Source organism: Microbacterium thalassium, from assembly GCF_014208045.1.
In the GTDB taxonomy this organism is placed as follows: Bacteria; Actinomycetota; Actinomycetes; order Actinomycetales; family Microbacteriaceae; genus Microbacterium; species Microbacterium thalassium.
Genome location: NZ_JACHML010000001.1, coordinates 2,485,018 through 2,502,408 on the forward strand (window position 1 = coordinate 2,485,018; position 17,391 = coordinate 2,502,408).

Below are 17,391 nucleotides of genomic sequence, written 5' to 3' on the forward strand. Positions count from 1 at the left end.
CGTGATCACGCCGGTCACAACCCCGAATCTTCGCCGCGCACGAGGATGCAGCCGCACTCGGGGCACGTGACGACGGCATCCTCGGCGGCACGCCCCAGCGTGCTCAGGTCGGTGCCCGAGAGGACCATCCGGCAACCCTCGCACGTGCGGCGGACCAGCGCGGCCGCGCCGACACCGCGCGCGGCGATGCGCTCGTACATCGACACCAGCGCGTCGGGGATGGACGCGGCGACGGCCACGCGGTCGCGACCGGCGGCCTCGGCATCCGCCGTCGCCTGCGCGACGTGGCTCTTGGCGGCCGCGCTGAGTTCGGCGCCCTCGGCGTTGGTCTGAGCGATCAGCTGCTCCTGCTCGGCGACCGCCGCGTCGGCCTCTTCGAGCTTCTCCATGACGACCAGCTCGGCGTCCTCGAGGTCGCTCTTGCGGCGTGCGAGCGAGGCCAGCTCGTGCTCGAGGCTCTGCGCCTCCTTCGGGTTCGACGATGCCTGCAGCCGCTCCGCGTCGCGCTTGGCGCGTGCGTCGACGACGTCCACGTCGGACTCGATGCGCTTGAGCTCGGTGCGCAGATCGTCGCGTGCGCCCATCCGCACGGACAGCTCCTGCGACAGCGTCTGCCGCTGAGCCAGCAGCTCCTGTACGCGAGCAGCCTGCGGCGGGTTCTTCCGGGCGCCCTCGGCGCGACGGATGCGCTCATCGAGGTCGGCGAGGTCGAGCAGGCGGCGCTGATCTTCGGGGCTGGCGTTCACGCAACCAAACCTACCCCGCGCACCGGGATCGCAACGTGGGCCCTGCCGGGATCGAACCGACGACATCCACGGTGTAAACGTGGCGCTCTACCAGCTGAGCTAAAGGCCCCCACTGGGATTGTACGAGGACCGGGATCGGTGGCCGCGCACCGTCCGTGATCTGACTAGGCTGAGTGCGGTGCGTTGTGCGTCCGAGACAAAAGGGACCGCGCGCCGGCAGCGATTCCCTGGCACGATCTGCCAGACGACGAAAGGTCTTCTGTGACTGTCAACGATCAGGATCCGTACTCCCAGGGGCCGCAGGACAGCGACCCCGAGGAGACCGCCGAGTGGCAGGAGTCTCTCCACCAGCTCGTCGAGGCCAAGGGCCGCGGGCGCGGGCGCGAGATCATGCTCAGCCTCCTGCAGTCCTCGCACGACCTGCAGCTGAACGTCCCCCAGGTGCCGACCACCGACTACATCAACACCATCACGCCGGACAAGGAGCCCGCCTTCCCCGGTGACGAGGAGCTCGAGCGCCGGTACCGCCGCTGGATCCGGTGGAACGCCGCTCTGACGGTGCACCGCGCGCAGCGCCCGGGCATCGGCGTCGGCGGTCACATCTCGACGTACGCCTCCTCCGCCTCGCTGTACGAGGTCGGCTTCAACCACTTCTTCCGGGGCCTGGACGACCCGGGCGGCGGCGACCAGGTGTTCATCCAGGGCCACGCCTCCCCCGGCATCTACGCCCGCTCGTTCCTCGAGGGGCGCCTCAGCGCGGAGCAGCTCGACGGGTTCCGTCAGGAGAAGTCCGCGGCGCCCAACGGACTGCCGTCGTACCCGCACCCGCGGCTCATGCCCGAGTACTGGCAGTTCCCCACCGTCTCCATGGGTCTCGGTCCGATCAACGCCATCTACCAGGCGATGACGAACAAGTACCTGACCAACCGCGGCATCAAGGATCTGTCGAACTCGCACGTCTGGGCGTTCCTCGGCGACGGCGAGATGGACGAGGTCGAGAGCCGCGGCCAGCTCCAGGTCGCCGCGAACGAGGGCCTGGACAACCTGACCTTCGTCATCAACGCGAACCTGCAGCGCCTCGACGGCCCGGTGCGCGGCAACGGCAAGATCATCCAGGAGCTCGAGAGCTTCTTCCGCGGTGCCGGCTGGAACGTCATCAAGGTCGTGTGGGGCCGCGGCTGGGACGAGCTGCTCAGCCACGACACCGACGGCGCGCTCGTGCGGCTGATGAACACGACGCCCGACGGCGACTTCCAGACCTACCGCGCCGAGGACGGCGCGTTCATCCGCAAGCACTTCTTCGACCGTGACGAGCGCACCGCCGCCCTGGTCAAGGACTGGTCGGACGACGACATCTGGGGCAAGCTGCGCCGAGGCGGGCTGGACTACCAGAAGGTGTACGCCGCCTACAAGACCGCGGTCGAGCACAAGGGCCAGCCGACGGTCATCATCGCCAAGACCATCAAGGGCTACGGCCTCGGGCACCACTTCGAGGGACGCAACGCGACCCACCAGATGAAGAAGATGACGCTCGAGGACCTGAAGCACTTCCGCGACTCGATGCGCATCCCGATCACGGACGCGCAGCTCGAGGAGAACCCGTACCAGCCGCCGTACTTCCACCCCGGCGAGCAGGACGAGACGGTCCAGTACATGCTCGAGCGTCGCCGTGCGCTGGGCGGATTCCTGCCGGAGCGCCGCTCGCACCACGTGGGTCTCCAGCTGCCCGACGACAAGGCCTACGCCCTGCCGAAGAAGGGCTCCGGAACGCAGGAGGTCGCCACCACGATGGCGTTCGTGCGCCTGCTGAAGGACCTGCTGCGCGCGCCCGACTTCGGGCACCGGATCGTGCCGATCATCCCCGACGAGGCACGCACGTTCGGCATGGACGCGTACTTCCCGACGGCGAAGATCTACAACCCCCACGGGCAGAACTACACCTCGGTCGACCGCGAGCTCCTCTTGGCGTACAAGGAGAGCCCGCAGGGCCAGATCATGCACGTCGGCATCAACGAGGCCGGCGCGGTCGCGGCGTTCACGGCGACCGGCACGTCCTACGCGACGCACGGCGAGCCGCTGATCCCCGTCTACGTCTTCTACTCGATGTTCGGGTTCCAGCGCACCGGCGACGCCCAGTGGGCGGCGGGCGACCAGATGGCGCGCGGGTTCATCATCGGCGCGACCGCCGGCCGGACCACGCTGACCGGCGAGGGCCTGCAGCACGCCGACGGACACTCCCACCTGCTGTCGTCGACGAACCCGGCGACGGTGTCGTACGACCCCGCCTACGGCTACGAGATCGCTCACATCGTCCGCGCCGGCATCGACCGGATGTACGGCGGCAACCACGCCGACCCGAACGTCATGTACTACATCACGGTGTACAACGAGCCGCTCGTCCAGCCCGCCGAGCCCGAGGGCGTGGACGTCGACGGCATCGTCCGCGGCATCCACCGCATCGCCTCCGGCACCGGCGAGGGCCCCAAGGCTCAGATCCTCGCCTCCGGCGTCGGCGTGCCGTGGGCGCTCGAGGCGCAGCAACTGCTGCGCGAGGACTGGGGCGTGGACGCCGACGTGTGGTCGGTCACGTCGTGGACCGAGCTGCGCCGCGACGGCCTGGACGCCGACGAGCACAACTTCCTCCACCCGGATGCCGAGCCGCGCACGGCGTACATCACGTCGAAGCTGCAGGGCGCCGAGGGTCCGGTCGTCGCCGTCAGCGACTTCATGCACGCGGTGCAGGACCAGATCCGCCCGTGGGTCCCGAACCAGTTCGTCACGCTCGGCGCCGACGGGTTCGGCTTCTCGGACACCCGTGCGGCCGCTCGCCGGTACTTCAAGATCGACGGGCCGTCGGTCGTCGTCCGCACCCTCCAGGCGCTCGCCGCCGAGGGCAAGGTCGACGCCTCCCTGTCGGCACAGGCGATCGAGAAGTACCGCCTGCACGACGTGACCGCCGGCACCAGCGGGAACGCCGGCGGCGAGAGCTGATCCACCGCATGCCCACAGGTCAGCCGGCGATGGACAAGGCCGAGACGCTCGCCTGGCTGCGACGCATCTCGGGCGACATCGCCACGGTGACGATCAAGCGGCTCGAGGACACCCTCCCCTGGTACGCCGAGATGCCGCCTGCGCGCCGGTCCGCCGTCGGACTGGTCGCGCAGGCGGGCATCACCTCGTTCATCCAGTGGTACGACGATCCCGAGTCGACGCCGTGGATCGCCGCCGACATCTTCGCCGCCGCTCCCCGTGAACTGCTGCGCAGCGTGAGCCTGCAGCAGACCCTGCAGCTCATCCGCGTCACGGTCGAGGTCACCGAGGAGCGGGTCGGCGGGCGCGGCGCGCACCTGCGCGAGGCGATCCTGCTGTACTCGCGCGAGGTCGCCTTCGCGGCGGCGGACGTGTACGCGCGTGCCGCCGAAGCGCGCGGCCTGTGGGACGCCCGCCTCGAGGCGCTCGTGGTGGACTCCATCCTCACCGGCGAAGCCGACGAGGAGCTCCCGAGCCGGATCGCGGCGCTGGGCTGGCACGGCCACGGCGAAGTCTCGGTCCTGGTGGGCACCACTCCCCCGCAGTTCGACGTCGACCAGCTCCGCCGGACGGCCCGCAAGCTCGGCGCGGACGTGCTCATCGGCGTGCAGGGGTCGCGGCTCGTGCTCGTGGTGGGACGCTCCGACACCCCGGTCAAGACCGAGGACGGTGCGAGCGATCTGCCGTTCCTCGATATCGCCAAGCGCCTCGAACCCGGCTTCGGCTCCGGGCACCTGGTGCTCGGCCCCACGGTGCCTGCCCTGGTCGATGCCGGTCAGAGCGCTCGGGCGGCCCTCGCCGGCTTCGCCGTCGCCCGGTCGTGGCGCAACGCCCCGCGACCCGTCGAAGCGGACGACCTGCTGCCCGAGCGCGCGCTCGCCGGCGACCCGCTCGCGAAGCACACGCTCGTCGACCGCATCTACCGGCCGCTGCAGGCTCACAGCGCCGACCTGGTCGCGACCCTGTGGAGCTACCTCGACAACGGGCGCTCGCTCGAGGCCACGGCGCGGGAGCTGTTCGTGCACCCCAACACGGTGCGATACCGGCTCAAGCGGGTCTCGGAGGTGATCGGCTGGGACGCCACCGGCCCACGCGAGGCGCTGATCCTGCAGACGGCGCTCATCCTCGGCTCCATCGGCACCGACACGACGCGCCGACGCCCGACCTCGACGCGACGCGCCCACACCTAGTCTGTGCGGTCACCACAAAGCCGCGCACGATTCTTGTGACGGGATCGCCAGAGGGCCCCTCTCGATCCTTGGCAGGATGGGAGGCGTGATCATCGCGGTCTTCCCCGGACAGGGGTCTCAGTCTCCCGGCTTCCTCGCTCCCTGGCTCGAGCTCGACGGCGCAGCCGACCGGCTTGCGCAGTACTCCGAGTGGGCCGAGGTGGACCTGGTCGCCGCGGGCACCGAGTGGGACGCCGACGCCATCCGCGACACCAAGGTCGCCCAGCCCCTCATCGTCGCAGCGAGCCTGCTGTCGTGGAACGCGCTGAGCACCAAGGACGACATCGCCGGCGTCGCCGGCCACTCGGTCGGCGAGTTCGCCGCGGCAGCGGCCGCCGGCATCCTCTCGGAGGAGGACGCGCTGCGCCTCGTCGGCATCCGCGGCCGCGCCATGGCCGAGGCGGCCGCCGCCGAGCAGACGGGCATGAGCGCCGTCATCGGCGGAGACCAGGACGCCGTCGTCACGCGCCTGAGCGACCTCGGGCTCACCCCGGCCAACTACAACGGCGCCGGGCAGATCGTCGCCGCCGGCGCCCTCGACGCCCTCGGCGCGCTCGCTGCGGAGCCGCCCGCCGCCACGCGCGTGATCCCGCTCCAGGTCGCCGGAGCCTTCCACACGTCGTACATGGCTCCCGCCGTCGAGACCCTCCGCGCGGCCGCCGCCGACGCTGCCGCGACCGACCCGAGCGTGACGATCTGGACCAATCGCGACGGCTCGTCCGTGACCGACGGCCGCTCCTTCGTGGACGCGCTCGTCGCGCAGGTCGCCTCGCCGGTGCGCTGGGACCTGTGCATGGCGGCGTTCGCCGACGCCGGCGCAGACGGCCTCGTCGAGTTCGCGCCCGCGGGCACCCTCACCGGCCTCGCCAAGCGCGCTCTGCGCGGCACACCCGCCGTCGCCGTGAAGACACCTGAACATCTCGCGGCCGCCGACGCCCTCGTGCGCCCGGCCGACGCCTGACCGGAGCACCCATGACCGCCACGCTCGCCCAGTCCACCGGCCCCGCGCACACGCGCATCTACGCCTACGGCGCCGCCCGCGGCGAGGTCGCCGTCCCCAACGACGACCTCGTCGGCCCGATCGACTCCAGCGACGAGTGGATCCGCCAGCGCACCGGCATCGTCACACGCATGCGCGCCGTTCCCGAGACCGACGCCATCGACCTCGCCACCGACGCCGCCCGCGAGGCGATCGAGCGCTCGGGCATCGCGCCCGACCAGATCGACGCCGTCATCGTCGCGACCATCAGCAACCCCAAGCAGACTCCGTCTGTCTCGGCCATCGTCGCCGACCGCGTCGGCGCGAACCCCGCCGCCGCCTACGACCTCAACGCCGCGTGCGCAGGCTTCGCCTACGGCGTCGCGCAGGCCGACGCGCTCATCCGCGCCGGCTCCGCGCACTACGCCGTCGTCATCGGCACCGAGAAGCTCAGCGACATCGTCGATCCCACCGACCGCAGCATCTCCTTCCTGCTCGGCGACGGGGCGGGCGCCGTCGTGATCGGTCCGAGCGACACCCCGGGCATCGGTCCGACGGTGTGGGGCTCCGACGGCTCGAAGGCGGATGCCGTGGGCATGAACCACACCCTCACCGAGTTCCGCGACGGCGAGTCGCCGTGGCCGACCCTGCGTCAGGAGGGGCCGACGGTCTTCCGCTGGGCCGTGTGGGAGATGGTGAAGGTCGCACGTCGCGCGCTCGAGGAGGCCGGAGTCGAAGCATCCGATCTCGCCGCGTTCGTCCCCCACCAGGCGAACATGCGCATCATCGACGAGTTCGCCAAGCAGCTGGGCCTTCCCGACACCGTCGTCGTCGGCCGCGACATCGAGACCACCGGCAACACCTCGGCCGCGTCCATCCCGCTGGCCACGCACCGACTGCTCGAGGAGCACCCCGAGCTCAGCGGCGGCCTGGCGCTGCAGATCGGCTTCGGCGCCGGTCTGGTCTTCGGCGCCCAGGTCGTCGTCCTCCCGTAGCCCGAACCGACCCGACCCTAGACTGAGTCCCGGCCCTTCCCGGGACCGCGAACCCCGAAGAAAGCAGGAGAACAATGGCATTCACCACCGACGAGGTCCTCGCCGGACTCGCTGAGCTGATCACCGACGAGACGGGCATCGCCGCTGACGAGGTCGCGATGGAGAAGTCGTTCACCGACGACCTCGACATCGACTCGATCTCGATGATGACCATCGTCGTCAACGCCGAGGAGAAGTTCGGCGTGACGATCCCCGACGACGAGGTCAAGAACCTCAAGACGGTCGGCGACGCCGTCAGCTACATCACGTCGAACCAGGCGTAGTCCGCACCGGTGGGGGCTCCACGCCCCCACCGGACATCCGCTCCCTTCCCACCCGAGGATCTTCGAATCGCATGAGCACATCCCGCATCGTCGTGACCGGCGTGGGCGCATCGTCGCCCATCGGCGGCACCGCGCCCGAGAGCTGGTCGGCCCTTCTGGACGGCGTGTCCGGAGCGCACACGCTCGAGTACGACTGGGTCGAGCAGTATCAGCTGCCGGTCACGTTCGCCGCCGAGGCGAAGGTGCGGCCCGACACCGTGCTGGAGCGCCCCGTCGCCAAGCGCCTCGACCCGGCGTCGCAGTTCGCCATGGTCGCGGCGATGGAGGCATGGGCGGATGCGGGTGCCCCCGAGGTCGAGCCCGAGCGGCTCGGCGTCGACTTCGCCACCGGCATCGGCGGTGTGTGGACGCTGCTGGACGCGTGGGACACCCTGCGTGAGAAGGGCCCGCGGCGCGTTCTGCCGATGACCGTGCCCATGCTCATGCCGAACGCCGCCGCGGGCAACCTCTCGCTGCACTTCGGCGCGCGGGCGTTCGCCCGCACCGTCGCCAGCGCGTGCGCGTCGAGCACCGAGTCGATCGTCAACGCCGTCGAGCACCTCCGCGCGGGTCTCGCCGACGTCGTGATCGCCGGCGGCACCGAGTCGGCGATCCACCCGGTCACGATCGCATCGTTCTCGTCGATGCAGGCGCTGTCGCGTCGCAACGACGACCCCGAGACGGCATCGCGCCCCGGCAGCATCGACCGCGACGGCTTCGTCATGGGCGAGGGCGCCGCGGTGTTCATCCTCGAGACCGAGGAGCACGCTCGCGCCCGCGGCGCGAAGATCTACGCGGCCGTGGTCGGCGGCGGTGTGACGGCGGACTCGTACCACATTACCGCGAACGACCCCGAGGGCCGCGGCGCGGCCCGTGCGGTGCAGCTCGCGCTGGCGTCGGCGGGTGCGTCGCCCGACGACGTCACGCACATCAACGCACACGCGACGTCGACCCCCGTCGGCGATCCCAACGAGTACCAGGCCCTGAAGGCCGTCTTCGGCGACCGCATCGACGAGATCCCGGTGTCGGCGACCAAGGCCTCGACGGGTCACCTGCTGGGCGGCACCGGCGCACTCGAAGCCTTCTTCACGGTGATGGCGCTGCAGGAGCGCGTCGCACCGCCGACGATCAACATCACGACGCAGGACCCCGAGGTCCCCTTCCGCCTGTCCGGCGAGGCGACGCCGCTGGGCTCCGGCGACCAGCTGGCGATCAGCAACTCGTTCGGCTTCGGCGGCCACAACGCCGTCGCGGCGTTCGCCTCGGTCTGACGCACACGTCCAGACGCCCCCGGGAGGAAGTTCCGGGGGCGTCTATCGTGTCAGGCGGCGATTCGCGTTTCCGCTTCCCGGGAAGGTCTGCCTCCGAGCTTCGGTAGTTGCGCCGCGCCGGCCTGAGCCTTTCGGGAGGCCGGCGCTCAGCCGACCTTGTGCAGCCACACGACGGGGACGTCGTCGCCGGCGTGCCGGAACGGCTCGAGTTCCTGATCCCACGCCGACCCGAGGGCGATGTCGAGCTCGCGGCGCAGTTCCACCGCGTCGCCCGCGGCGACCTCCATGGCGTAGCGGATGCGGTCCTCGCCGATCACCACGTTCCCGGCGCCATCCGTCTGCGCATAGTGGATGCCGAGCCCCGGGGTGTGCAGCCATCGGCCGCCGTCACTGCGAGGGGTGGGATCCTCGGTGACTTCGAACCGCAGGTGCTCCCACCCGCGGATCGCGCTGGTGAGGGCGGCCCCCGTTCCCACGGGGCCCTCCCAGTAGAACTCCGAACGCCGGGTGCCGCTGAGCACGGGCTGATCCGCCCAGTCGAAACTCACCGCTCGCCCGAGCGTCCGCCCCACCGCCCATTCGAGGTGGGGACACAACGCGCGTGGCGCGGAGTGGATGAAGATCACCCCACGCGCCTGTGATGCCGCCATGATCTCTCCGTTTCGTCCAGGTACGTCTTCCCCTACGACCTGGCACGGATGCCGTGGCGATGTTCTGTTGTGTCGGGGCCATTATCGCCCACGACCTGCGCGAATCACAAGCATGTCATTCGCGACACGCCAGAGCCCCACCCGCGGGCCGGCTCCTGTCGGAGCGGCCGCGGGCGGGGCTCGCTGCGGATGCGGCGGCTCAGGCCTCGCTCATGGCGCGGACCTCGGCCTTGCCCTTGGCGGCGTAGTACGCGGCTCGGGCGGCGTCGCGGCGGGCCTGCTCGGCCTGGCCGGCGTCGATGGTCTCCTGGTCGACGGGGTACTGCGTGTACTCGGTGGTGCCGTGGTACTTCTCGATGTAGGCGTCGAGCTCGGGGCCGGACGTCCACGAGGTGATGAGGCAGTAGCGCGGCTCGTCGCCGGAGTGGTGCACGGCGTGCCACAGACGCTGCGTGTCGACGATCAGCTGCGCGCCGGCCGGCAGCGCGATGCGGTACTCGATGCTCGGGTCGGTGCGGTTCTCACGCAGGACGAAGTAGCTGTCCTTGTCGTCGGTGAGGTTGAAGAAGCCGCGCACGACCCAGCCGGTGCCGTCGGGGTTCAGGCGGTTGTTGTCGTCCTGGTGCAGGTTGTACAGGCAGTCGGCGTACGAGTTCGGCTGCAGCTCGATGATGCGGCAGCGGCCGACGTTGGCGCCGGGCTCCTGGGCGCGGGCCGTCAGCGTCGGCGCCAGGGCGGTCTGGGCGTCGATCCACACGCCGTCCTTGTCGGTGCGTGCGGGCGTGTGGTTCCAGAAGCCGTTGCACTCGATCTCGCCCTTGGCCGAGGCCAGCGGGGCGAAGCGGGTGTCACCGGAGGACTTCCAGTCGACGTACTCGATGTCGAGCCACTCCTTCGGGTCGATCGGCTTGTCGTACGAGTCGAGGACGACGAAGCCGGTCTCTTCGAGGGCGGCGGACTTGATGTAACCCATGGTGAGGAATCATGCCTTTCGGTCAGCGGGCCAGCGCGTTTTTACAGGCCCGGCAACAGGCAAGCCTACTGGCGGCCGCTTGAGAGTCCGGTGTTCGCGGCGGTTCCCCAGGGTGCGCACAGCGCTCGACTAAACTCGACGGCGGCGTGCCCGGCGAGCCGGTTGCGGCGCGAGAAGCATCCGGAAGGCGATCCACCCCATGGTCACAGCCCTGACAGCCACCAACGTCGACGCGACCGCCGTCAACACGATCGGATGGCTGGCGTCGGGCGAGTGGACGATCGTCGTGCCGGTCTACCAGCGCCAGTACCGCTGGGACATCGGCGGATGCGAGCAGCTGCTGGGCGACATCCGTGCGGTCGCCGAACTCGACGACCGCCGCATGCACTTCATCGGCTCGGTGCTCTCGGCGGTCTCCCCGGGCGCCGACGGCGACGAGCTGGTCCTCATCGACGGCCAGCAGCGCATGACGACGCTCATGCTGCTGGTCGCGGCGCTCAGCCACACGGTGCGCGCCAGCGACCCGGAACTGGCGGCGGAGCTGGAGCGGGTGCTCGAGCGCCCGTCGAGCGCCGGCCGCACGAAGCTGCGCCCGCACCGGGCGTGGGCCGACGTGTTCGAGAGGGTCGTGCTCGACCTGCCGGCCCCCGACGCATCGCGCGCATCCCGGTTCGACGACAACTACGCGTTCTTCCGCAGCCAGATCAGCGCCGCCGAGGCCCCGCGCATCTGGCGCGGTCTGCAGAAGCTCGAGCACGTGGCGATCACCCTCGGCGCCGGCGCCAACGCGCAGCAGATCTTCGAGAGCCTGAACTCCACGGGTGAGCCGCTGCGCGATCACGAGCTGATCCACAATTACGTGCTGATGGGGCTCTCGCATGCGCAGCAGCGGGAGATCGAGGACGACTACTGGCTGCCCATCGAGCGGAGCACCGGAGAGTCGATCGCGGCGTTCTGGCGTCAGTACCTCGTGATGCACACCGGCCGCGAGGTGTCGGTGACCGGCGGGCGCGGCGTCTACGACGTCTTCCGTCAGGAGTTCCCGCTTCTCGAGATCGACGACCTGCGCGGCCATGCCTCGGACTGGCGCGCCTTCGCGGCCGTGTACCGGATCCTCCTCGAGCCGGCGACCGCGCTCGACGACGAGGTGGGCCGGCACCTCGCGTACCTGAACACGTTCGGCTCGACGATCTACCCGCTCGTGATGCGGGCCTATCGCGATCACGAGCTCGGCCTCATGAGCCGGGACCGCCTCATCGAGCTGCTCGAGATGCTGCAGTCGATGCTCCTTCGGCGAGCCGCCGTCGCTGTGAACAACGACCGTCTCGTCGCCCGGCTGTGTCGCGCCTACGACGACGGCCACGAGGCGCTCGTGACCGCCATCTCGCGCGTGACGCCCTCGGACGATCGCGTGCGCGTCGCGCTGAAGTACACGGAGCTCGTCCACCCCGAGTACGTCCTCGGGCGGCTGGCCGGCGCCGAGCCGGGCGCGCAGCTGGACGTCGACCACATCGTGCCGGCCGCGCCGTCCGACGCGTGGACCGCGGACGGCGCCCGCGAATGGGGCGAACTGACCGAGGACGAGCAGAACAGCTTCCGCGCCGTCGCGAAGACCCTCGGAAACCTGACGCTGCTCGAAGAGGAGCTCGCCGCTCAGGCGTTCGACCGCTCGTTCCCCGACAAGACGCCCCTGTACGGCCGCAGCGGGCTCCCCCTCACACGCGATCTCGCCGGGCTGCCCGACTGGAGCACCGCCCGGATCGCCGCCCGTTCGGCGGAGCTGACGAAGCGCTTCGTGCAGGTGTGGCCGCGCACCGGCGGGCGGGTGATCGACGACGACGGCCTCACCCCGATCCTCGACGCCGTGCGCCGTCGCGGCTGGCCGCGGGGATGGCAGCGCGAGTGGTCGTACGTGGAGTACCGCGGCGAGCACTGGGAGGTGCCCGACGTCAAGTACCTCTTCAACCGCATCTTCAAGCGCCTGTGGGCGGACTCCCGCGCGTCGGTCGTGTCGTACAGCGCGCGCCGCGGCGGCCCCGTCTACACCGCGCCGTCGTGGAACGGCCAGTGGGACCGCCTCGACGACGACAACCACCTCTACATGGGCTGGGACTACAGCTACATGCTCGCCGCCGTGCAGGGGGTGCTTCAGGAGGCGGGCATCGAGTCCGAGGTGTTCGTGAAGTACTCCTACATCGGCGAGGCGATGTAGGAGGCGTCCGCCCGAGCGCATCCCCCCGCTCCGCCGATCCGGAGCCGGTCATGTCCCCGGCCCGTGCGACGATCCTCCCGACAGATGCGTCACGGGAGGGCGGATGCGAGGCCAGGCGACTGTGCTGCACGCGGATCTCGACGCCTTCTACGCGTCGGTCGAGCAGCGGGACGCGCCCGAGCTGCGCGGCCGGCCGGTCATCGTCGGCGGCGGTGTGGTGCTGGCGGCGAGCTACGAGGCGAAGGCCCGGGGTGTGCGCACGGCGATGGGCGGACGGCAGGCGCGCGACGTGTGCCCGGATGCCGTCGTCGTCCCGCCGCGGATGGAGGCGTATTCCGCGGCGAGCAGGGCCGTCTTCGCGATCTTCCGCGACACGACCCCCGAGGTCGAGGGGATCTCGATCGACGAGGCCTTCCTCGAGGTCGGGGGGCTGAGACGCATCGCCGGGACGCCCGAGCAGGTCGCGGTGCGCCTTCGGGAGCGCGTGCGGACGGAGGTCGGGCTGGCGATCTCCGTCGGCGTCGCGCGCACGAAGTTCCTCGCGAAGGTCGCCAGCGCCGTCAGCAAGCCCGACGGACTCCTGATCGTCGAGCCTGAGCAGGAGGAGTCGTTCCTGCTCCCCCTGCCCGTGGAGCGGCTGTGGGGAGTGGGAGCCGTCACCGCCGAGAAGCTGCACCGGCTCGGCATCCGCACCGTCGGGCAGCTGGCCGACCTCGAGTCATCGGCGGCCGAGGAGCTCCTCGGCAGGGCGGCCGGCGCGCACCTGCACGCGCTGGCCCGGCTCCGGGATCCGCGCCCCGTGGACTCGACCCGGCGCCGCGGATCCATCGGCTCTCAGCGCGCTCTCGGCAATCGTCCGCGCTCGCCAGAGGAGCTGGTCGTCATCCTCACGCAGATCGTCGATCGTCTCGCCCGGCGGTTGCGCGACGGCGGGCGCGGCTGCCGCACCGTCGTGCTGCGCCTGCGCTTCGGCGACTACACGAAGGCCACGCGCTCGCGCACGCTGCGCTCGGCGTCGGATCGCACGGCCGTGCTGCTCGCCGTCGCTCACGGACTGCTCGACGCGGCACAGCCCGAGATCGCGCGCCGCGGCATCACCCTGATCGGCGTCTCGCTGTCGCACCTGGTGCGCGCGGAGACCCTCCCACCCGAGCTGCCGATCGACTGGAGCGACGGAGAGCGGCTCGACACGGTGCTGGACGCCGTGCGCGATCGCTTCGGCGCCGCGTCGGTCGCACGCGCCGCGCAGCTCGGTCGCGACCCCGGGTGGTCGACGCCGCTGCTTCCCGAGCACGAATGACGGGGGTTCAGCCTTCGCCTGCCCGGGGATCGACGGCGCCCCCGAAGTACACCTCCACCTCGCGCACCCGGCCGTCCGCGACCCGGATCGCCTCGGCGTTCCGCCATCTCACTCCGCCGACCCGATATTCGTACCGATGCAGCACGATGTCGCCGACGGCGGTGATCTGGAGTGTCTCGGAGGGGCCGTCGAAGTGATCCGCCGACGGAAAGCACCGCTGAAGCCACGTCGCCTTGTCGATGTGGTCGTCCTGCGGGCTCGTGAAGACGAAGTCGTCGGCCATCAGGGCTTCGGCTTGCGCGCGATCCTGCTCGTGGAACGCGCGCACGAACGACAGCACGATCGCGACATCCGCAGACCCGCCCATGCCGCGATGCTATCGGGGCGTGCGCCCGAGAGGTGGACTCGTCTCGACGTCGATCGAGAGACATCACCGGGTCGCTGCACACGGTAGGGCGGGTGGGACTTGAACCCACGATCGTCGGGTTATGAGCCCGCTGCCTTCACCAGCTTGGCCACCGCCCCTTCCCCCACGAGCCTACCGGCAGGGCGCGCCCGACCCCGCCATGGCACGATGGAAGCATGGACGCCGCCGCGTGGATGATCGCCGTGCTCGCGGCATCCGTGGTCGTCACGCTCGTGGCCCTGGCGCCGCGGATGAAGCGCGACCAGCGCCGGCGCCAACTGGAAGGCTCCGCCGGCGGCTCGCTCGCGGGCGTCGGGGCCGGCTTCGACGCGGTGTGGCAGCCGACGGCCGAGCAGGCCCGCGCCGACTGGGAGAGCCGGCTCGAGCTGCCGGCCCCGGCCCCCACGCCGGACGGCGATGGGCGCGTGGAAGACGGCCGGCTGACGATCGTCCTCCGCGACGACACCTGATCGGGCCCGCGCCGGACCAGACCGTCGCCGGATCAGACCGTCGCCAGCTCAGACCCGGGCCGGATCAGGCCGTCGAGTCCTTCTCGTCGTCCTCGGGGTCGTGCACCGGCGGCTCCGGCCACACCTTCTGGACGGCCTCGGTGATCTTGATCGAGCCGGTCGTCGGGTGGGCGATCTCGCCGTCGCCCGAACTGCCGCGTGTGAGGGGCAGTTCCTGACTGTCGCTGATGATCTGGGGATGGTGGCGCGCGAGCTGGAACACACCCCACACGGCGATGGCGCCCACGACGCCGAAGCTGATGTACGCCCACAGCGGAGCGCCCGCCGCCTCGTCGAGGACCAGGAGCCCGATGAAGATCGCGACCATCGGGTCGATGACGGTCAGCCCCGCGATGACGAGGTCGGGCGGGCCCGACGAGTATGCCGTCTGCACGAAGTACGCGCCGATGACGGTTCCCGCGATGAGCGCGGCGAGACACGTCAGCGTGAGCCACTCGAAGTTCTCGGACTGGATGCGGTTGATGACGACCTTCGCGAGCGTCGCGACGAATCCGTAGATGACGCCGGCCGCCATGATGTAGAACAACGCGCCCATGCGCGCCCGCAGCCACACCCACAGCACGGCGAACACGATCGTCACCGCTGCCAGCAGGAGCAGGACCGTGATCAGCTGACGGTCGGTGATCGGCTTCTCGGTGGCGAACAGCGCCGCGATCGTCACGAAGACGAAGATGCCGCCCACGCACGCCCCGATCGCGATCATCGACCGACGCGTGGGCCGGTGACCGCTGATGCGCGCGTTCAGCAGCGTCGTGATGACCAGCGACACCGCACCCAGCGGCTGCACGACGATCAGGGGTGCGAACGTCAGCGCCGCCAGCTGGCACACGATCGCGAGGCCCAGCATGGAGGTGCCCAGGACCCAGGACGGGCGTGAGAGCAGTCGACCCAGCTGGGCGAGCGTCAGGCCCTGCGACGCCGCGGCGCCCGACATGGCCTCGACCTTGACGACGCCGCGGTGCTGATACTGCGCACCGAACGACATGAAGACGGCCCCCATGAGCGCCAGCGGGATGCCGATGAGGATGCCGGGGTTCTGGAAAGCGCCGACGAGAGTGTCGCCGACCTCTTCGAGTTCGCCCGCAGACCAGACCACGAATAGACCTTATCCGCCCGGGACGCTCGGATAGGCTCGGCGCGTGGCAGTTCTCCCGATTCGCATCATGGGCGACCCCGTGCTCCACGCGCCGGCCGCCCCCGTCGACGAGATCACGGACGAGATCCGAACACTGGTCGCCGACATGTACGAGACCATGGACGCGGCCCCCGGCGTGGGCCTGGCCGCACCGCAGGTCGGTGTCGGTCTGCGCATCTTCGTCTACACCTATCAGGACGACGACGGCGCGCCCTGGCGCGGAGTGGTGATCAATCCGGAGCTGTGGATGCGGCCGCTCGTGCCGGGCGCGCCGGACCCGGACGAGGAGTCGGAGGGCTGCCTGTCGTTCCCCGGCGAGAGGTTCCCGCTGCGCCGCTCGGAGGCCGTCCTGGTCACGGGCACGGACCTCGAGGGCGACCCGGTCCGCATCGAGGTCGACGGCTGGCGGGCCCGGATCATGCAGCACGAGTTCGACCATCTCGACGGCGTGCTCTACGTCGACCGCATCTCGGACGGCGACTGGAAGACCGCGCAGAAGATCGCGCGCAAGCAGGGCTGGGGCCGTCCCGGCGCCTCGTGGATGCCGGGGGTCGACGACCTCGACGCGTAGGCGGCCGGCGGACGAAACGGCGAAAGCCCCGCGCTCTCGCTCGGGGCTTTCTGTGGCTCCCCCACTTGGACTCGAACCAAGAACCTACCGGTTAACAGCCGATTGCTCTGCCAATTGAGCTATGGAGGAAAACTGCCGCCTCCGCGGAGGCAACTCGACTATCTTAGCAAAGCTCTGAGGGTGCTCTGTACCGCGGGTGCGGATCAGGATGCGATGAGCCGGGGGTCCGCGTCGCCGCTCGGCGTCCAGAGCAGGTCGTCGGTGCTGTGGCCGTACGCGACCGGACGACCGCCGCGCAGGACGAGCACGTCCGCGTCGAGTTCGCGCACCGCCGCGGTGTCGTTCGTCACCACCAGCGCCGACATCCCGATGTCCTCCCGGCGGCGAAGGATCGCATCGCGGGCCGCCTGGCGCACCTCGATGTCGAGGTTCGCGAACGGCTCATCGGCCACCAGCAGACGCGGCTGGAGCACCAGCGCGCGGGCGATGGCGACGCGCTGACGCATGCCGGCGCTCAGTTCGTAGGGGTACTTGCCGGCGCTGCCCAGGGGAAGCATCAGCTCGTCGAGGAGCGCCGCGACGCGGATCGCGAGCGCCTTCTGGTTCACCCGCGAGTCCCGGCTCGTGATGGGCTCGGAGATCACCTCGGAGACCGTCAGGCGCGACGGAAGGTTCGCCCCCGCCGACTGCGGCAGGTAGCCGGTCGCATACGTCAGGTAGCGATGGGAGCGACCGGGGCGCCGCACCGAGACGCCGACGACCTCGGCGTCTCCCCCGACCACGGCGACGCCGTCACCGGCGGCTCCCGCCAGCACGGCTGCGAGCGTCGACTTGCCCGAGCCCGTGGGGCCCAGCACCGCGAGCGCACGCGCGTGCGGCAGGACGAACGAGACACCGTCGACGACGCGCAGGTCCGGACCACCGCGCGCGGCGCGCGCGATCGAGAGGTCGACTGCTCGGATCGCCACATCGGCATCATGTCGTCGGGGCATGTGCTCATCC

Annotated in this window: 16 protein-coding genes and 3 tRNA genes; 10 read left to right on the forward strand and 9 right to left on the reverse strand. The window is 70.5% G+C overall.

The window, feature by feature from the left end; genetic code table 11:
* Nucleotides 1–14: 14 nt before the first annotated feature.
* Both HD594_RS11420 and HD594_RS11425 read right to left on the reverse strand, forming a co-directional pair.
* The gene (locus HD594_RS11420) at nt 15–746 is read right to left on the reverse strand and encodes a zinc ribbon domain-containing protein (protein WP_184751076.1); all 732 of its coding nucleotides are present in this window, start codon (nt 744–746) and stop codon (nt 15–17) included.
* A gap of 36 nt (nt 747–782) precedes the next feature.
* Nucleotides 783–855: transfer RNA gene (locus HD594_RS11425), tRNA-Val, on the reverse strand.
* 152 nt (nt 856–1,007) lie between these two features.
* Here HD594_RS11425 and aceE point away from each other — a divergent pair.
* The 6 genes from aceE to HD594_RS11455 all read left to right on the forward strand — a co-directional run bounded on the left by aceE (nt 1,008) and on the right by HD594_RS11455 (nt 8,612).
* Complete coding sequence (aceE, locus tag HD594_RS11430) at nt 1,008–3,737, forward strand: pyruvate dehydrogenase (acetyl-transferring), homodimeric type (RefSeq protein WP_184751077.1); 2,730 nt, start codon at nt 1,008–1,010, stop codon at nt 3,735–3,737.
* An 8-nt stretch (nt 3,738–3,745) separates the two neighbouring features.
* The gene (locus HD594_RS11435; RefSeq protein WP_246414017.1) at nt 3,746–4,966 is read left to right on the forward strand and encodes a PucR family transcriptional regulator; all 1,221 of its coding nucleotides are present in this window, start codon (nt 3,746–3,748) and stop codon (nt 4,964–4,966) included.
* Between the two features lie 85 nt (nt 4,967–5,051).
* Nucleotides 5,052–5,966 (forward strand): ACP S-malonyltransferase, encoded by a 915-nt coding sequence (locus HD594_RS11440; protein ID WP_184751078.1) that lies wholly within the window; start codon nt 5,052–5,054, stop codon nt 5,964–5,966.
* Nucleotides 5,967–5,977: 11 nt separating this feature from the next.
* Nucleotides 5,978–6,979, forward strand: a complete 1,002-nt coding sequence (locus HD594_RS11445; RefSeq protein WP_184751079.1) for a beta-ketoacyl-ACP synthase III — start codon at nt 5,978–5,980, stop codon at nt 6,977–6,979.
* 74 nt (nt 6,980–7,053) lie between these two features.
* Nucleotides 7,054–7,302 carry an acyl carrier protein gene (locus tag HD594_RS11450; protein ID WP_184751080.1) on the forward strand — a complete coding sequence of 83 codons (249 nt, stop codon included), beginning with the start codon at nt 7,054–7,056 and terminating at the stop codon, nt 7,300–7,302.
* A gap of 71 nt (nt 7,303–7,373) precedes the next feature.
* The gene (locus tag HD594_RS11455) at nt 7,374–8,612 is read left to right on the forward strand and encodes a beta-ketoacyl-[acyl-carrier-protein] synthase family protein (RefSeq protein WP_184751081.1); all 1,239 of its coding nucleotides are present in this window, start codon (nt 7,374–7,376) and stop codon (nt 8,610–8,612) included.
* Between the two features lie 146 nt (nt 8,613–8,758).
* On the opposite strand, the gene HD594_RS11460 is transcribed toward HD594_RS11455, so the two are convergent.
* Nucleotides 8,759–9,262, reverse strand: a complete 504-nt coding sequence (locus HD594_RS11460) for a DUF3145 domain-containing protein (RefSeq protein ID WP_184751082.1) — start codon at nt 9,260–9,262, stop codon at nt 8,759–8,761.
* A 199-nt stretch (nt 9,263–9,461) separates the two neighbouring features.
* Nucleotides 9,462–10,235 (reverse strand): hypothetical protein, encoded by a 774-nt coding sequence (locus tag HD594_RS11465; protein ID WP_184751083.1) that lies wholly within the window; start codon nt 10,233–10,235, stop codon nt 9,462–9,464.
* 199 nt (nt 10,236–10,434) lie between these two features.
* Between HD594_RS11465 and HD594_RS11470 the strand changes: the two genes are divergently transcribed.
* Nucleotides 10,435–12,447, forward strand: a complete 2,013-nt coding sequence (locus HD594_RS11470) for a DUF262 domain-containing protein (RefSeq protein ID WP_184751084.1) — start codon at nt 10,435–10,437, stop codon at nt 12,445–12,447.
* A gap of 103 nt (nt 12,448–12,550) precedes the next feature.
* Nucleotides 12,551–13,747 carry a DNA polymerase IV gene (dinB, locus tag HD594_RS11475; protein WP_184751085.1) on the forward strand — a complete coding sequence of 399 codons (1,197 nt, stop codon included), beginning with the start codon at nt 12,551–12,553 and terminating at the stop codon, nt 13,745–13,747.
* A 7-nt stretch (nt 13,748–13,754) separates the two neighbouring features.
* On the opposite strand, the gene HD594_RS11480 is transcribed toward dinB, so the two are convergent.
* Both HD594_RS11480 and HD594_RS11485 read right to left on the reverse strand, forming a co-directional pair.
* Nucleotides 13,755–14,114: a nuclear transport factor 2 family protein gene (locus tag HD594_RS11480; protein WP_184751086.1), complete on the reverse strand. Its 360-nt coding sequence runs from the start codon at nt 14,112–14,114 to the stop codon at nt 13,755–13,757.
* A gap of 84 nt (nt 14,115–14,198) precedes the next feature.
* A tRNA-Ile gene (locus tag HD594_RS11485) sits at nt 14,199–14,272 on the reverse strand.
* 57 nt (nt 14,273–14,329) lie between these two features.
* Here HD594_RS11485 and HD594_RS11490 point away from each other — a divergent pair.
* On the forward strand, nt 14,330–14,623 hold the full coding sequence (locus tag HD594_RS11490) for a hypothetical protein (protein ID WP_184751087.1): 294 nt from the start codon (nt 14,330–14,332) through the stop codon (nt 14,621–14,623).
* Nucleotides 14,624–14,687: 64 nt separating this feature from the next.
* Here HD594_RS11490 and HD594_RS11495 read toward each other — a convergent pair whose 3' ends face one another.
* Nucleotides 14,688–15,779: a DMT family transporter gene (locus HD594_RS11495; RefSeq protein WP_184751088.1), complete on the reverse strand. Its 1,092-nt coding sequence runs from the start codon at nt 15,777–15,779 to the stop codon at nt 14,688–14,690.
* A gap of 43 nt (nt 15,780–15,822) precedes the next feature.
* Between HD594_RS11495 and def the strand changes: the two genes are divergently transcribed.
* Entirely contained in the window at nt 15,823–16,389 is a 567-nt protein-coding gene (gene def / locus HD594_RS11500; protein ID WP_184751089.1) for a peptide deformylase, read from the forward strand.
* A gap of 53 nt (nt 16,390–16,442) precedes the next feature.
* On the opposite strand, the gene HD594_RS11505 is transcribed toward def, so the two are convergent.
* Nucleotides 16,443–16,518: transfer RNA gene (locus HD594_RS11505), tRNA-Asn, on the reverse strand.
* A gap of 74 nt (nt 16,519–16,592) precedes the next feature.
* Nucleotides 16,593–17,381: an ATP-binding cassette domain-containing protein gene (locus HD594_RS11510; protein WP_184751090.1), complete on the reverse strand. Its 789-nt coding sequence runs from the start codon at nt 17,379–17,381 to the stop codon at nt 16,593–16,595.
* Between the last annotated feature and the right edge of the window lie 10 nt (nt 17,382–17,391).

Excerpts from the sequence above, each read along its gene's own strand:
- HD594_RS11455 (WP_184751081.1), top strand. The coding sequence starts at position 7,374 with ATGAGCACATCCCGCATCGTCGTGACCGGCGTGGGCGCATCGTCGCCC.
- HD594_RS11450 (WP_184751080.1), top strand. The coding sequence starts at position 7,054 with ATGGCATTCACCACCGACGAGGTCCTCGCCGGACTCGCTGAGCTGATC.
- HD594_RS11510 (WP_184751090.1), bottom strand. The coding sequence starts at position 17,381 with ATGCCCCGACGACATGATGCCGATGTGGCGATCCGAGCAGTCGACCTC.
- dinB (WP_184751085.1), top strand. The coding sequence starts at position 12,551 with ATGCGAGGCCAGGCGACTGTGCTGCACGCGGATCTCGACGCCTTCTAC.
- HD594_RS11470 (WP_184751084.1), top strand. The coding sequence starts at position 10,435 with ATGGTCACAGCCCTGACAGCCACCAACGTCGACGCGACCGCCGTCAAC.
- HD594_RS11460 (WP_184751082.1), bottom strand. The coding sequence starts at position 9,262 with ATGGCGGCATCACAGGCGCGTGGGGTGATCTTCATCCACTCCGCGCCA.
- HD594_RS11435 (WP_246414017.1), top strand. The coding sequence starts at position 3,746 with ATGCCCACAGGTCAGCCGGCGATGGACAAGGCCGAGACGCTCGCCTGG.
- HD594_RS11490 (WP_184751087.1), top strand. The coding sequence starts at position 14,330 with ATGGACGCCGCCGCGTGGATGATCGCCGTGCTCGCGGCATCCGTGGTC.
- HD594_RS11445 (WP_184751079.1), top strand. The coding sequence starts at position 5,978 with ATGACCGCCACGCTCGCCCAGTCCACCGGCCCCGCGCACACGCGCATC.
- HD594_RS11465 (WP_184751083.1), bottom strand. The coding sequence starts at position 10,235 with ATGGGTTACATCAAGTCCGCCGCCCTCGAAGAGACCGGCTTCGTCGTC.
- HD594_RS11480 (WP_184751086.1), bottom strand. The coding sequence starts at position 14,114 with ATGGGCGGGTCTGCGGATGTCGCGATCGTGCTGTCGTTCGTGCGCGCG.